Consider the following 13,350-nt stretch of genomic DNA (forward strand, 5'->3'; position numbering starts at 1 on the left):
CGACAACCCGCGCCTGCGCCCGACCCTGGACCAGCCCCGCCTCGCCGCCGCCGCCGAGGCGCTGAAAAGCCACCTCGCCACGCTCGACACCGCCGACCGCCGTCGCGCCCTGGCACTCGACATCCTGGGCGCGCTGGCCTTCTCACTGCTGCTGACCGCCGCCTTGGTGATCACCCTGCTGGCCTGGCGCGGCTTTCTCTGACCGGCGCCAAAATCGCCCGGCGCAAGGCCACAACACCGGCGCTGGCGAGAAATTCGGACAGGGATTTGGGTGGGAACTGGAACCAAAGCGCGGCCGATGTGCTGGCGATCCCGCGAGGACTCGAACCCCGAACCTGCCGATTAGAAGTCGGCTGCTCTATCCAGTTGAGCTACGGGACCGCCGAAGCGCCCGGGCACGGGCGCTGGCTTTGCCCATACAGAAGCGCCCGGTGCTGGGCAAGATGCGGCGGGGCGGCGGCGCCCCGCAATACCGGGCCTGTGCAAAAATGCGGTCAGTGGGTCCAGGCGCCGCGCCGGTTGGTGGCAAAATTCTCGCCATAGCCGCCGGGGCGGATATTGACCTTGCGGGCCTTGGGTTCCAGCACCTGGGCATCGATGCCCTTGTCCTGGGCATATTCCAGCGCCGCCTCCTTGGTCGGGAACCGCAGGCGCACCTGGCTCTGCATGTCCCCGGACGAGGTCCAGCCCATCAGCGGGTCGACCGAGCGCGCGCTTTGCGGCGCGAATTCCAGTACCCAGTCCTGGGTTTTGGCGGTGCCCGACTGCATGGCGGTCTTGGCGGGCTTGTAGATGCGGGCGCGCATGGGCAGTCTCTCCAACCGGCGAACGTCATGTCTTTATGCGCAACTGGGTGCGGCGGGGCAAGGCGCAATTCCGCAATCTGTCAGCAGCCTGCGCGGCACCTCTTGAACCGGAACAAAAAGTGACCAAACTCTGGCTGGAAAGGAATCTCCATGCCCTATGCCCATTCCGACAAGACCCTGCCGCTGATGGCCGCCCCGGCGCCCGACGTGAAGACCCGGGAAAAGCTGGAGGGCGGGCGCAGATTCGTCATGCAGACCGAGTTCCAGCCGGCGGGCGACCAGCCCACCGCGATTGCCGAACTGGCCCAGGGCGTGCGCGAGGGCGAACAGAACCAGGTGCTGCTGGGCGCCACCGGCACCGGCAAGACCTATACCATGGCGAAGGTCATCGAAGAGACCCAGCGCCCGGCGATCATCCTGGCCCCGAACAAGACATTGGCGGCGCAGCTTTACGGCGAGTTCAAGGGCTTCTTCCCCGAGAACTCGGTGGAATATTTCGTGTCCTTCTACGACTATTACCAGCCCGAGGCCTATGTGCCGCGCTCGGACACCTATATCGAGAAGGAAAGCCAGATCAACGAACAGATCGACCGCATGCGCCACTCGGCCACGCGGGCGCTGCTGGAACGCGATGACGTGATCATCGTCGCCTCGGTCTCCTGCATCTACGGCATCGGCTCGGTCGAGACCTATGGCGCAATGACCCAGGATCTGAAGGTGGGCGGCCTCTATGACCAGCGCGAGGTGATGGCCGACCTGGTGGCGCAGCAATACCGCCGCAACGACCAGGCCTTTCAGCGCGGCAGTTTCCGGGTGCGCGGCGATTCCCTGGAGATCTTTCCCGCCCACCTGGAAGACCGCGCCTGGAAACTGTCCTTCTTCGGCGAGGAACTGGAAAGCATCACCGAGTTCGACCCGCTGACCGGCGAAAAGACGGGCGCGATGGACCGCATCCGGGTCTATGCCAACAGCCACTATGTCACCCCCAAGCCGACGATGCAGCAGGCGATCATCAACATCCGCAAGGAACTGCGCCAGCGGCTGGACCAGCTGGTGGGCGAGGGCAAGCTGCTGGAGGCGCAGCGGCTGGAACAGCGCACCAATTTCGATCTCGAGATGCTGGAGGCCACCGGCGTCTGCAACGGGATCGAGAATTATTCCCGCTATCTGACCGGCCGCGCCCCCGGCGAGCCGCCCCCCACCCTGTTCGAGTTCATCCCCGACAACGCCATCGTCTTCGCCGATGAAAGCCACGTGAGCGTTCCGCAGATCGGCGGCATGTATCGCGGCGACTACCGGCGCAAGTTCACCCTGGCCGAGCACGGCTTCCGCCTGCCCTCCTGCATGGACAACCGCCCGCTGAAGTTCGAGGAATGGGATGCGATGCGGCCGCAATCGGTGTTCGTCTCCGCCACCCCCGCAGCGTGGGAGCTGGAACAGGCTGGCGGCGTCTTTACCGAACAGGTGATCCGCCCCACCGGGCTGCTGGATCCGGTGGTCGAGATCCGCCCGGTCGAGATGCAGGTCGACGACCTGCTGGACGAGGTGCGCAAGGTCACCGCCCAGGGCTTCCGCACGCTGGTCACGACGCTGACCAAGCGGATGGCCGAGGACCTTACCGAGTACCTGCATGAGCAGGGCATCAAGGTGCGTTACATGCATTCCGATATCGACACGCTGGAGCGTATCGAGATCCTGCGCGATCTGCGCCTGGGCGCCTTCGATGTGCTGGTCGGCATCAACCTGCTGCGCGAGGGACTGGATATTCCCGAATGCGGGCTGGTGGCGATCCTGGATGCCGACAAGGAGGGCTTCCTGCGCTCGGAAACCTCGCTGATCCAGACCATCGGCCGCGCCGCGCGCAACGCCGAGGGCCGGGTGATCATGTATGCCGATCGCATCACCGGCTCGATGGAGCGCGCCCTGGGCGAAACCGACCGCCGACGCGCCAAACAGATCGCCTATAACGAGGCGCATGGCATCACGCCGGCGACGGTGAAGAAGAATGTCGATGACATCCTCGCCGGGCTCTACCAGGGCGATGTCGACATGAACCGGGTCACCGCCAAGATCAACCCGGCGCTGCAGGGCGGCAACCTGCAGACGGTGCTGGAGGGGCTGCGGACCGACATGCGCAAGGCGGCGGAGAACCTGGAATTCGAAGAGGCCGCCCGCCTGCGCGACGAGATCAAGCGGCTGGAAGCGGTCGACCTCGCCGTGCATGACGACCCGCTGGCGCGCCAGTCGGCGGTCGACGCCGCCGCCGAGGCGGCGGTGAAAAGCAAGGGGCGCAGCACTGCAGGGCGGCCGGGGCAGCACGGCGGCAATGTGAAACGGCGCAAACGCTGACGAAGGCAGAGAGCCGGTTGAACAGAACCGCAGTTCCCGCCCGGCGCCTTTGCCGCGCCGTTGGAGAATGCAGGACCGGGAGGGGCAGGTGCGGCCCCCGACCACCTGGCCCAGGCGCTCAGGACTGCCCGACGCGGCGGGTCAGCGCTGCGGGCGCAGCCACAGCTGCGCCCGGTACAGCGCCCGCTTGATCTCGCGCGACAGGCGGCCACCGGAGGGCCGCGCCTGGATCGTCGAACCGCCGATCTGCGCCGCGACCTCGCGATTGCCGTTGGGCAGGATCGTGTGCACCGGCTGGCCGGTGACCCAGTGCATCTGCAACAGCGTATCGACCGGGCGGTCGATCGCCGCGGTTGCCGCCAGCAGCCGCGCCGCCGCATCGCGCCCGACCACCTGGCAGATACATTGCAGGCCGATGACCCGCGGCAGCAGCAGCCGCATCTCGGCATCGCGGGCCAGCACCCGGCCCGCACGCTCGCGGTCCTTCACCGGCAGGCGGATATACATGTCCGGCCGGCCATGCGCCGCCACCAGCGCCAGCGCCCGCGCCAGCCCGTCGGGCGACACCGCCAGGTCGTCCTCGGCGATCAGCGCGAAATCCGCGCCGCTCTCGACCAGCTTTTGCCAGCACCGGCGATGGCTGAGAAACACCCCGATCTCGGGCGGCCGCAGCGCAAAGGGATAGGCCGGCGCGTGCAGGTCGCCGGAATGCACCGCCATGCCGGCCAGCTGCGCCGGGTCGCGGCCATCCACCGCCTCGACCAGCTCGGCCGCCGGCAGATCCTGCAGCAGCTGTTCGGCATTGGCCCGCCGCGCGGTGCTGGACGACATGTGAATGATATAGGAGCGCATGCCCCTGCCTAGCGCGCGCCGCGCCCTTGCACCAGCGGCATGAGCGCCCGGCTATTCACCACCCGAGCGGCAGGCCCCGGCACAGCGCAGCAGGCTTATCTCGACCGCCTGCGGCGCGGCCCAGGCGGCGCGGCCGTCAGCGGTGGCGGCGGATTGGATGATCAGGCCGAGGCCGAAAAAACCCAGCAGCAGGCAGGGCTCGAGGAAAAATTGAATCAACGGGCGCATCTTGGAAATACCCTTATCAAATGCCGGCAGCCTAGCAAGCGTGAACGCGCCCCGCCACCACAGGTTCCGGCGATTTGTCCGCGCCCGCGCCACGCGCGCCGAGAGGGTCGATCGGCAGGCGGTGCTGCCCAATCCGGCGGCACATCCCGTCGCCGCAAAACAAAACCCCCGGCGCTGGGCCGGGGGTTTCAAGTTTCTGTCGCAAAGGCGGGCCTTATTCGGCCGCTTCTTCTTTCTGTGCCTCTTCGCCGGTCTCCTGGTCGACGACTTTCATCGACAGGCGCACCTTGCCGCGATCATCAAAGCCCAGCAGCTTGACCCAGACCTCCTGGCCTTCCTTCAGGACGTCCGAAGGATGGTTCAGGCGGCGGTTCTCGATCTGGCTGACATGCACCAGCCCGTCGCGCTTGCCAAAGAAGTTCACGAAGGCGCCGAAATCGACGATCTTGACCACCTTGCCCTTATAGACCTTGCCTTCTTCCGGCTCGGCCACGATCGAATAGATCATGTCATAGGCCTTCTGGATGGCATCGCCATTGGGCGAGGCGATCTTGATCACGCCGTCATCGTTGATGTCGACCTTGGCGCCCGAGACCTCGACGATCTCGCGGATCACCTTGCCGCCCGAACCGATCACTTCGCGGATCTTGTCGGTGGGCACGGTCATCGTCTCGATGCGCGGCGCATGGACCGAGAAGGCCCCGGCTTCGCTCAGCGCCTTGGACATCTCGCTCAGGATATGCATCCGGCCGTCCTTGGCCTGGGCCAGTGCCTTTTCCATGATCTCCGGGGTGATGCCGGCCACCTTGATGTCCATCTGCAGCGAGGTGATGCCGTTTTCGGTCCCCGCCACCTTGAAGTCCATGTCGCCCAGGTGGTCTTCGTCGCCCAGAATGTCGGACAGGATCGCGTAGGAGCCATCCTCTTCCAGGACCAGGCCCATCGCCACACCGGCCACCGGCGCCTTCAGCGGCACGCCGGCATCCATCATCGACAGCGACCCGCCGCAGACCGACGCCATCGAGGACGAGCCGTTGGACTCGGTGATCTCGCTGACGACGCGAATGGTATAGGGGAAGTCGGTCGGGGCCGGCAGCACCGCCTGCAGCGCCCGCCAGGCCAGCTTGCCATGGCCGATCTCGCGACGGCCGGGCGAGCCGACACGGCCCACTTCACCAACCGAATAGGGCGGGAAGTTGTAGTGCAGCAGGAAGTTGGCCTTGAAGTTGCCATGCAGCGCATCGATGAACTGTTCGTCATCGCCGGTGCCCAGCGTGGTCACCGCCAGCGCCTGGGTTTCGCCGCGGGTGAACAGCGCCGAACCATGGGTGCGCGGCAGAACCCCTGCCTCGGCCACGATCGGGCGGATATCGGTGGTCTTGCGGCCATCGATCCGGTTGCCGTTTTTCACCACGTCGCCGCGCAGGATACCGGATTCCAGCTTTTTCATCGCCGAACCCAGATTGGCATCCTCAAGCTGCTCTTCGCTCAGGGCTGCCTTGATCGCCTCGCGGGCGGCGGCCACGGCCGACACGCGCTCTTGCTTGTCCTTGATCGCGTAGGCGGCGCGCATCTGTTCTTCCCCGGCGGCCTTCACCGCGGCCGACAGCTCGGAATAATCCGGCGGGGTAAAGTCGAAGGGCTCTTTCGCGCAATCCTCGGCCAGGCTGACGATCAGGTCGATCACCGGCTGGATCTGCTGATGCGCAAAGTTCACCGCGCCCAGCATCTCGGCCTCGGTCAGCTCATAGGCTTCCGATTCCACCATCATCACGGCGTCCTTGGTGCCCGCAACCACCAGGTCCAGCCGCTGCTCGGGGTTCAGCCGCAGGTCGTGCATGTCCTCGACATCGGGGTTCAGCACGTATTCACCATCGGCAAAGCCGACGCGGCAGCCGGCGATCGGCCCCATGAAGGGCGCGCCGGAAATGGTCAGCGCGGCCGAGGCGGCGATCATCGCCACGATATCCGGGTCGTTGACCAGGTCATGGCTCAGCACGGTGCACATGACCAGAACTTCATGCTTGAAGCCGGGCACAAACAGCGGCCGGATCGGCCGGTCGATCAGGCGGGCGGTCAGGGTTTCCTTTTCGGTCGGCCGCGCCTCGCGCTTGAAAAAGCCGCCCGGGATCTTGCCCGCGGCATAGTATTTTTCCTGGTAATGCACGGTCAGCGGAAAGAAATCCTGACCGGGCTTGGCTTCCTTGGCGAAGGTCACGTTGGCCATGACCGAGGTTTCCCCCAGCGTGGCGATGACCGAGCCATCGGCCTGACGGGCAACCTTGCCCGTTTCCAGAGTGAGGGTTTCTTCGCCCCACTGCATAGATTTCGTCGTTACGTCAAACATCTGCGTATCCTGTAATGGGAGCGCTCCCGGCCCTCCGGGTCTCCCGTTTGCGTGGCGGCCCCATTGCCGCCGATCCCTTCCATCTTGCTCTCGAGTGCCGGGATCTGGGCACAACGTCTCAGATTGCGCGCCAATACACGTCTTTGGGCTGTTTGAAAAGGACTGTGTGAGCGCCCTCCCGCGGACTTGATCCGCCCCCCACATCCGCTAGGCTCGCTCCCGGATCAGGGAGGGGCGGCAGATGATGCGGTGGGGTCTGGCACTGGCGGCGGCGGTTCTGCTGACACTTGCAACCCTCGGCCCGGCCCGTGCGCAGGGCCCGGAAGACACGGTGCGCTGGATCTACAGCTCGCGGTTGCAGCCGGGGCCGGATCAGGGGCTGGCCTACCTGTCCGCACCGCAGCGGCGCGCGGAGTATTTCAGCCGCCGGATGGTGGCGTTTTACCAGGCCAACGACAGCTATGGCGATGACCTGATGATGGCCTGTGTCGATTTTTCCTTCGACATTCCCGGGCAGGATTTCGACGCCCAGGAAATCATGCGCACGCTGGCCATCACCAGCGGTGGCGATGCCGCGCGCCACAGCGTCACCGCCAGATTCAGCGTCTTCGGCGAACCGGCGCAGATCACCTATGACTTCATCGCCGAAGACGGGTTCTGGCGCATCGACGACATTGCCGGGCCGGGGTTTCGCGTCTCGCAGATCCCCTGCCAGCCCAAAAGCGGCGCCGGCGCCGGAACCCGGCAGGGCGGCGGCGGCACCGGCTATTGCTTCCAGAACCGGCACAGCACCCTTCGCCTTGATGTCGCGGGCGATGGCCGAGCCGTCTTTGCGCTGGAAAGCGTCCAGGGCGGCGGCCATGTCTGTGGCGCCGGCGGCCCGGCGCACCCGGTTCAGGGCGGCTGGGTTTACGAGGAACGGTTCGACGGCACCCTGTGCCGGATCGAACTGCTGGTCATGCCCGATGGCGGTATGCGCCTGACCGACAAGGACTGGGCCTGCAAACCCATGCTCTGCGGTCATCGCGCGGTGCTGGACGGGCTGGAATTCCCGCTGAACACGCAGGTGAACTGCGCCAGCCTGCCGGCGAACTAGCCCAAGGCGCGCCTGCAGGCGGAAGTCAGCGCAACTTCGGTCAGTGACGGGTCGCCACGGCCAACCCATCGACCACAGCGGTGAACGCCTCGGATTGCAGGATCTCGGCCTGCGGGCACAGGTCGCGCATCTCGTCCGAGACAAAGCGCATCAGGCTCGACCCGCCAACCAGGATCACCCGGCCGATCCGGTCGGGGCCGATCCCGGCCAGAGCCAGGGTTTCGGCCGCCGCGCCGCGCAGCAGCGTTCGGTTGTCCGACAGGGCGGCATCCAGGTCGCCGGGCGTGACCGTGGCCGCCAGGCCCGGCTCGATAAATCCCATGGCAATCTCGCCCGCCGCGCCGCCGGCATTGGCGGCAATCTTGCCGCGCTCGACAGCAAAGGCCAGCTCGTGGCCCAGTTCCAGCTCCAGCACCGCCTCGAACCGTTCCATCGCCGCGCGGTCCTCGGCCACCCGCACCATGCCAGCGGCCATGCGGCGCATCTCGGGCGTGTAGAGGAACGGGATCTTGGCCCAGGTCGCCAGGTCGACATAGGGCGCACGCGGCACCGGCAGCAGCCCGCTGCCCATCTCGCGGCGCAGCTGGCCGCCCAGCCCCAGCGGCGGCATCGCATGAGCCATCGCCACCGCATGGTCGAAATCGGTGCCACCCAGGCGGATGCCGTGATTGGCCAGGATCTCGGGCCGCGCCCCAGTGCTGCGGAACACCGAAAAATCCGAGGTGCCGCCACCGATATCGACAACCAGCCCGATCTTGGCCGCCGTGCCCATGCCGTGACAGGCTAGGGCCGCGGCCTCGGGTTCGGCCAGGAAAGCCACCTCGTCGAAGCCGGCCGCCAGGTAACAGGCGCGCAGATCGGCCTCGGCCCGCGCATCCTTGTCCGGGTCGGCCGAGTGGAAATGCACCGGCCGCCCCGACAGCGCGCGGCGAAATTGGCCACCTGTGGCCGCTTCGGCGCGCTGGCGCAGCTCGGCCAGAAAGGCGGTGATGATCTCGGCCAGGGTGCGGCGGCGGCCGCCGATCAGGCGCGATTCATGCAGCAGCGGCAGGCCCAGCACGCTTTTCAGCGCCCGCATATACCGCCCCTCCTGCCCGTCGATCAGCGCCGCGCCTGCAGCGGCGCCGATGCGCATGGCACCGGCATCGGCGGGAAAGAACACCGCCGTCGGCAAGGTGTCGGCGGCCGCCTCGATTGCGATGCGGCGGATGCCGCTGCCGTTGGGGATGGCCGCGGCGGAATTCGAGGTTCCGAAATCGATTGCGAGTGTGTCAGTCTGCATGGCGCCGCCCCGTCGGAAAAAGCGCCTCCGCTAATCGAGTTGCGGGCCGGGGGCAAGCCGATTCGCCGCCCCGGCTGGGCTGCGGGGTCGCTCCACCCAAACCGCACGGCCCCAAAAGCAAAAGGGCCGCCGCTGGCGACCCTTTCAACCTTCGTCCCGAACCGGGCTCAGCGGCGGATGCCGAGGCTCTGGATCAGGTTCTGATAGCGCGACACATCCTTGCCCTTCAGGTAGTCCAGCAGCTTGCGGCGATGGGCCACCATCTTCAGAAGGCCACGGCGGCCGTGGTTGTCCTTCTTGTGGGTCTTGAAATGCTCGGTCAGCGTCGAGATGCGCGAGGTCAGGATCGCGATCTGCACTTCGGGCGACCCGGTGTCACCGTCCTTGGTCGCGTATTCCTTCATCAGGCGGTTTTTTTCTTCCGCAGTAATCGACATCGGGGTCTCCTTCAGAGGTTAGAGTGGATGGCGCAGGCCGGGATGTCGTCCAGCACAGGCCCGTGGAGATGCTCCACGGCGATTCCGCCGCAGATGCGCGCGTATAGGGAGTTTCGCGCCGAATGGCAAAGGCTTATTGCGCCCAGGGCTCGGGCCGCCGGGCATAGGTGATGTATAGCGGGTGGCGCGGATGCCCGGCCCGCGACAGCCCCAGGTGATACAGCGGCTTGCCGGTATCGCGCAGCAGCGCCTCCACCTGCGCCCCGCGCCCCATATGTTCGCCATGGGTGCCCCAGCCGGCGATGATCCGGTCGGCCCAGGCGGCGCCGTCGCGCAGCGCGGCGTCATTGTCCGGACCGACAGGTGCCGCCGCCGCGCGCAGCTGCTTGGGATCGGTTTCGCGCCAGGCGAAGATATTGGTCACCCGGATGCCGCCATAACCCAGCGCCCGCGCCCGCCGCTCGCAGCGTTCGACCGTCGGATCGTTCTGCACCTCGGTCGCCTTCGACGGGTTCAACATGACAAACATCACCGTCCCGCCACCGGCGTCCCAGACCCGCGTCAGGCTATAGCGATAGTTCTCGCAGTCGGAATAGACCGCGGTGGATGGCGCGTCGCCCTTGGTGTGATTGCGAGTGATCATGGCGGCTCTTTGCCAGCCTTCCCCGCCGCCTTCAAGCGCGATCCGGCGCGGTCTTGCCGGGGTCGCGGCGCCCTGCCGATGCCGCCCGCGCTAGGGGTTGAACACCCGGCTGGGATGCAATTCGCCGGCCTTGTAAATCCCGACCGCAACCGCCCGCCCGTCCAGCGAGGCCCAGGCCTCGTCGCCATATTCCACCGCCGCGGCCAGCACCATGCCGGGATTGCCGTTGCGCAGCCGCGCCGCGCCTTCCGGGGTGCAGCGCAGCTCGGGCAGGTCGGAGAGGCCCAGTTCCAGCGGTTTCAGATAGCCATCCAGCTCCGGCGTTTTCGCCATCGCCTCGACCTGGTCCAGCGACAACCCGTCCTCGGCGGTGAACGGCCCCGACCAGATCCGGCGCAGGCCGGTGACATGGCCGTAGCAGCCCAGCGCCTGCCCCAGGTCGCGGGCGATGGCGCGGACATAACCGCCCTTGCCGCAGGTCATTTCCAGGGTGACATGATCGGCGTCGGGCCGCCCGGTCATCACCAGTTCCTCAACCCAGAGCGGCCGCGCCTCCAGCGCCATCTCTTCGCCGCTGCGGGCCCGCTTGTAGGCGCGCTCGCCATCGATCTTCACCGCCGAGAATTGCGGCGGCACCTGCATGATCTCGCCGACAAAGGCGTGCAGCGCCTCCTTGATCTGGTCATCGTTCGGGCGGATATCGCTGGCCGCGATCACCTCGCCCTCGGCATCGTCGGTATTGGTGGCCTGGCCCAGCCGCACGGTAAAGGCATAGGCCTTCAGCGCGTCGGTGACATAGGGCACCGTCTTGGTGGCCTCGCCCAGCGCCACCGCCAGCACCCCGGTGGCCTCCGGATCCAGCGTGCCGGCATGGCCGGCCTTCTTCGCCCCCAGCGCCCAGCGCACCTTGTTCACCACCGCGGTCGAGGTCGGCCCCGCCGGTTTGTCGATGATCAGCCAGCCGGAAATGTCGCGTCCCTTGCGTGCCATGCGGCGCTCCCCTTGGTTGCGAAAGCGGCGTTATACGCAGGCGGCCGCGCCGGTCAACCGGCGCCGGCCTATTGTGGCGTCACCACGCCCAGGATCGGCCCCAGGGCAAACCCCGCATCGGCCCGTCCGATGCTCGGCGCGTAAAGGCGCGAAACGCTGCCGTCCAGATACAGCGCATTGGGCAGGCCCAGCCCGTCGCGGAACAGCCGGCCGAATTCATGGAAGGTCACCGCGCTGTCCGAGATCGCAAAAACCGCATGCCCGCCATCTGCCGTGGTGCCCACCCCGTTGCGGATATGACGCGAGGTGCTGTCGGGCAAGAACCGCGGATGCAACGCCCCATCGATCACCAGCATCGGCCCCGACTGGGTGGCAAAGCTGCAGTCGCGCGGCTGGTCGAGAAAGGCCAGGGTTTCGATCACGTCGGCGCGGCCCGGACGGATGCAGAAGATGCCATTGGGCAGCAGGCCGAAATTGCCCGGCCCGGCATTGGGAATCACATGCATCAGCTCGACGCCGTTTTCGACGTAATAGCCCACCGGCGCGCGGTTGCTGTGATACATGCCGCCATTCATCGCAAAGGCCAGCCGCTGGCCCTGCCGGCCCAGCGCGGTGTCGACCTCGCCGAACTGGCCAAACACCCGGCCGGACTCGTCATAGAGGAACAGCCGCAGATCGGCTGCGCGGGCCTCGACCACGCAGACGGTATAGCCGGTATCCTCGAAGGTCAGGTCGCGGCACTCCACCGCCGTCGCGCCCGCTGCCGCCGCCCCGCTGAAGGCGAGCGCGGCCCAAAGGGCCAGGGCGCGGATCACTGGTCCAGGTCGCGGCGCACCGCTGCCTGGTCGAACATGCGGCGGGTGTCGTCCATCCGGTCGAAGGTCTCGTCCAGGCGAAAGCGCAGCTCGGGCGAGAATTTCAGCGTCAGCTTTTTTGCCACCAGCCGGCGCAGTTCCGCCTTGTTGCGCGCCAGTAGTCCCAGCACCTCGTCCTGCCCCTTGCCGCCCAGCGGCAGCACAAAGGCGGTGGCCACGCGCAGGTCGGGCGAGGTGCGCACCTCGCCCACGGTGATCGACAGGCGGTTGAGATCCGGGTCGTGCACGTCGCCGCGCGCCAGCACCTCGGACAGGGTGCGGCGGATCAGTTCTCCAACACGAAGCTGGCGTTGCGACGGGCCGGCCCCGTCATGAAATCGGTTCTTGGCCATGGTCGGGATCTAAGCCTTTGCGCGGCCTTTGCCAAGCGCGGCGCGACAGGGTATCGAACCGCAAGCGAAAAAAGGAAGAGCGCCATGACACACCATCCCGGCATCGTCATCACCGGAGCGTCGGGCCGCATGGGCCAGATGCTGACCCGGCTGGTCAGCGACAGCGACAAGGTGCGCCTGGCCGGCGCGGTGGAACGCGCCGGCCATGCCTGGATCGGCCAGGACCTGGGCGAGGCGATGGGCAGCGCGCCGCTGGGGGTCAAGGTCACCGACGACCCGCTCGAAGCCTTTGCCAGCGCCCAGGCGGTCCTGGATTTCACCGCGCCCGAGGCGACGCTGGAATTTGCCGAACTGGCGGCGCAGGCCCGCGCGGTGCATGTGATCGGCACCACCGGCATGACCGAAGACCAGATCGCCCGGCTGGCCCCGGCGGCGCGCCACGCGGTGATCATCCGCGCCGGCAATATGAGCCTGGGGGTCAACCTGCTGATGCAGCTGACGAAAAAGGTCGCGCGCGCGCTGGATGCCGAGTTCGATATCGAGGTGGTCGAATCGCATCACCGGATGAAGGTCGACGCGCCTTCGGGCACCGCGCTGATGCTGGGCGAAGCCGCGGCCGAGGGCCGCGGCGTGGCGCTGGGCGAGGTGGCCGACCGCGGCCGCGACGGCATCACCGGCGCGCGCACCGGCGGGGATATCGGCTTTTCCGCCATTCGCGGCGGCGACGTCGTCGGCGAACATGACGTGATGTTCCTGGGCCCCGGCGAACGCATCATCCTGCGCCATGTCGCCACCGACCGGGCGATTTTTGCCCGCGGCGCGCTCAAGGCCGCGCTCTGGGGTCAGGACAAGGCACCGGGGCAGTATGACATGGTGGACGTGCTGGGGCTCTGAGCCAGCCATTCCCGCCGGGCAAAACTTTTCAGAAAAGTTTTGCCAAGAGTTTTCAGAAAACTCTTGGCCCCCAGCCGCCTGGCCGGTTCAGAAATCGATGGCGAGGCCCTTCTTCTCCCAGTCGCCATAGCGGACTGGCTCGGGCCCGTCGCGGCCGCCCAGTTCTTTCGGCAGCGGCCGGGCCTCGGCGGCGGCCTTGCGGCGGCGCGCCTCCGCCTC

Annotated in this window: 14 protein-coding genes, 1 tRNA gene and 1 pseudogene; 4 read left to right on the forward strand and 12 right to left on the reverse strand. The window is 67.0% G+C overall.

The features are described 5' to 3' along the window. Window positions 1-202 (forward strand): annotated as a pseudogene (locus tag CVM52_RS27035) (hypothetical protein); the annotation flags it as partial. Window positions 203-304: 102 nt separating this feature from the next. Here CVM52_RS27035 and CVM52_RS18835 read toward each other — a convergent pair. Together CVM52_RS18835 and CVM52_RS18840 are read right to left on the reverse strand one after the other, a co-directional pair. Beyond that, a tRNA-Arg gene (locus CVM52_RS18835) sits at window positions 305-381 on the reverse strand. Window positions 382-494: 113 nt separating this feature from the next. Then, complete coding sequence (locus CVM52_RS18840; protein WP_100163980.1) at window positions 495-806, reverse strand: ETC complex I subunit; 312 nt, start codon at window positions 804-806, stop codon at window positions 495-497. A gap of 150 nt (window positions 807-956) precedes the next feature. Here CVM52_RS18840 and uvrB point away from each other — a divergent pair, with 150 nt between their 5' ends. Next, window positions 957-3,155 carry an excinuclease ABC subunit UvrB gene (gene uvrB, locus CVM52_RS18845; protein WP_100163981.1) on the forward strand — a complete coding sequence of 733 codons (2,199 nt, stop codon included), beginning with the start codon at window positions 957-959 and terminating at the stop codon, window positions 3,153-3,155. Window positions 3,156-3,296: 141 nt separating this feature from the next. Here uvrB and CVM52_RS18850 read toward each other — a convergent pair whose 3' ends face one another. The 3 genes from CVM52_RS18850 to pnp form a co-directional block, all read right to left on the reverse strand. Then, on the reverse strand, window positions 3,297-4,007 hold the full coding sequence (locus tag CVM52_RS18850; RefSeq protein WP_100163982.1) for a glycosyltransferase family 25 protein: 711 nt from the start codon (window positions 4,005-4,007) through the stop codon (window positions 3,297-3,299). A gap of 51 nt (window positions 4,008-4,058) precedes the next feature. After that, complete coding sequence (locus tag CVM52_RS27490) at window positions 4,059-4,226, reverse strand: hypothetical protein (RefSeq protein ID WP_205964988.1); 168 nt, start codon at window positions 4,224-4,226, stop codon at window positions 4,059-4,061. A gap of 223 nt (window positions 4,227-4,449) precedes the next feature. Then, window positions 4,450-6,582 (reverse strand): polyribonucleotide nucleotidyltransferase, encoded by a 2,133-nt coding sequence (pnp, locus tag CVM52_RS18855; protein ID WP_100163983.1) that lies wholly within the window; start codon window positions 6,580-6,582, stop codon window positions 4,450-4,452. Window positions 6,583-6,823: 241 nt separating this feature from the next. On the opposite strand from pnp, the gene CVM52_RS18860 reads away from it, so the two are divergent. Next, entirely contained in the window at window positions 6,824-7,678 is an 855-nt protein-coding gene (locus CVM52_RS18860; protein WP_100163984.1) for a hypothetical protein, read from the forward strand. 40 nt (window positions 7,679-7,718) lie between these two features. Here CVM52_RS18860 and CVM52_RS18865 read toward each other — a convergent pair whose 3' ends face one another. The 6 genes from CVM52_RS18865 to rbfA all read right to left on the reverse strand — a co-directional run bounded on the left by CVM52_RS18865 (window position 7,719) and on the right by rbfA (window position 12,237). After that, a complete protein-coding gene (locus CVM52_RS18865) occupies window positions 7,719-8,960 on the reverse strand; it encodes an Hsp70 family protein (protein ID WP_100163985.1) in 1,242 nt (413 codons plus the stop codon). A 167-nt stretch (window positions 8,961-9,127) separates the two neighbouring features. Next, window positions 9,128-9,397, reverse strand: a complete 270-nt coding sequence (rpsO, locus tag CVM52_RS18870) for a 30S ribosomal protein S15 (protein ID WP_100163986.1) — start codon at window positions 9,395-9,397, stop codon at window positions 9,128-9,130. A 133-nt stretch (window positions 9,398-9,530) separates the two neighbouring features. Further along, window positions 9,531-10,040, reverse strand: a complete 510-nt coding sequence (locus CVM52_RS18875) for a DUF1643 domain-containing protein (protein WP_100163987.1) — start codon at window positions 10,038-10,040, stop codon at window positions 9,531-9,533. 90 nt (window positions 10,041-10,130) lie between these two features. Beyond that, a complete protein-coding gene (gene truB, locus CVM52_RS18880; RefSeq protein ID WP_100163988.1) occupies window positions 10,131-11,030 on the reverse strand; it encodes a tRNA pseudouridine(55) synthase TruB in 900 nt (299 codons plus the stop codon). A gap of 68 nt (window positions 11,031-11,098) precedes the next feature. Beyond that, window positions 11,099-11,845, reverse strand: a complete 747-nt coding sequence (locus tag CVM52_RS18885; protein WP_100163989.1) for a phosphodiester glycosidase family protein — start codon at window positions 11,843-11,845, stop codon at window positions 11,099-11,101. After that, the gene (gene rbfA, locus CVM52_RS18890; protein ID WP_100163990.1) at window positions 11,842-12,237 is read right to left on the reverse strand and encodes a 30S ribosome-binding factor RbfA; all 396 of its coding nucleotides are present in this window, start codon (window positions 12,235-12,237) and stop codon (window positions 11,842-11,844) included. The genes CVM52_RS18885 and rbfA overlap by 4 nt, the downstream gene beginning before the upstream one ends. Window positions 12,238-12,321: 84 nt before the next feature. Between rbfA and dapB the strand changes: the two genes are divergently transcribed. Beyond that, window positions 12,322-13,131 (forward strand): 4-hydroxy-tetrahydrodipicolinate reductase, encoded by an 810-nt coding sequence (dapB, locus tag CVM52_RS18895; RefSeq protein WP_100163991.1) that lies wholly within the window; start codon window positions 12,322-12,324, stop codon window positions 13,129-13,131. 87 nt (window positions 13,132-13,218) lie between these two features. On the opposite strand, the gene CVM52_RS18900 is transcribed toward dapB, so the two are convergent. Next, window positions 13,219-13,350, reverse strand: a 132-nt coding sequence (locus tag CVM52_RS18900) for a DUF1674 domain-containing protein (RefSeq protein ID WP_133119900.1), incomplete at its 5' end; no start/stop codon positions are given.

Origin of the sequence: Pseudooceanicola lipolyticus, from assembly GCF_002786325.1 — a bacterium.
Taxonomy (GTDB): Bacteria; Pseudomonadota; Alphaproteobacteria; order Rhodobacterales; family Rhodobacteraceae; genus Pseudooceanicola_C; species Pseudooceanicola_C lipolyticus.

Excerpts from the sequence above, each read along its gene's own strand:
- CVM52_RS18860 (WP_100163984.1), top strand. The coding sequence starts at position 6,824 with ATGATGCGGTGGGGTCTGGCACTGGCGGCGGCGGTTCTGCTGACACTT.
- CVM52_RS18850 (WP_100163982.1), bottom strand. The coding sequence starts at position 4,007 with ATGCGCTCCTATATCATTCACATGTCGTCCAGCACCGCGCGGCGGGCC.
- rpsO (WP_100163986.1), bottom strand. The coding sequence starts at position 9,397 with ATGTCGATTACTGCGGAAGAAAAAAACCGCCTGATGAAGGAATACGCG.
- truB (WP_100163988.1), bottom strand. The coding sequence starts at position 11,030 with ATGGCACGCAAGGGACGCGACATTTCCGGCTGGCTGATCATCGACAAA.
- dapB (WP_100163991.1), top strand. The coding sequence starts at position 12,322 with ATGACACACCATCCCGGCATCGTCATCACCGGAGCGTCGGGCCGCATG.
- uvrB (WP_100163981.1), top strand. The coding sequence starts at position 957 with ATGCCCTATGCCCATTCCGACAAGACCCTGCCGCTGATGGCCGCCCCG.
- CVM52_RS18840 (WP_100163980.1), bottom strand. The coding sequence starts at position 806 with ATGCGCGCCCGCATCTACAAGCCCGCCAAGACCGCCATGCAGTCGGGC.
- pnp (WP_100163983.1), bottom strand. The coding sequence starts at position 6,582 with ATGTTTGACGTAACGACGAAATCTATGCAGTGGGGCGAAGAAACCCTC.
- rbfA (WP_100163990.1), bottom strand. The coding sequence starts at position 12,237 with ATGGCCAAGAACCGATTTCATGACGGGGCCGGCCCGTCGCAACGCCAG.
- CVM52_RS18875 (WP_100163987.1), bottom strand. The coding sequence starts at position 10,040 with ATGATCACTCGCAATCACACCAAGGGCGACGCGCCATCCACCGCGGTC.
- CVM52_RS18865 (WP_100163985.1), bottom strand. The coding sequence starts at position 8,960 with ATGCAGACTGACACACTCGCAATCGATTTCGGAACCTCGAATTCCGCC.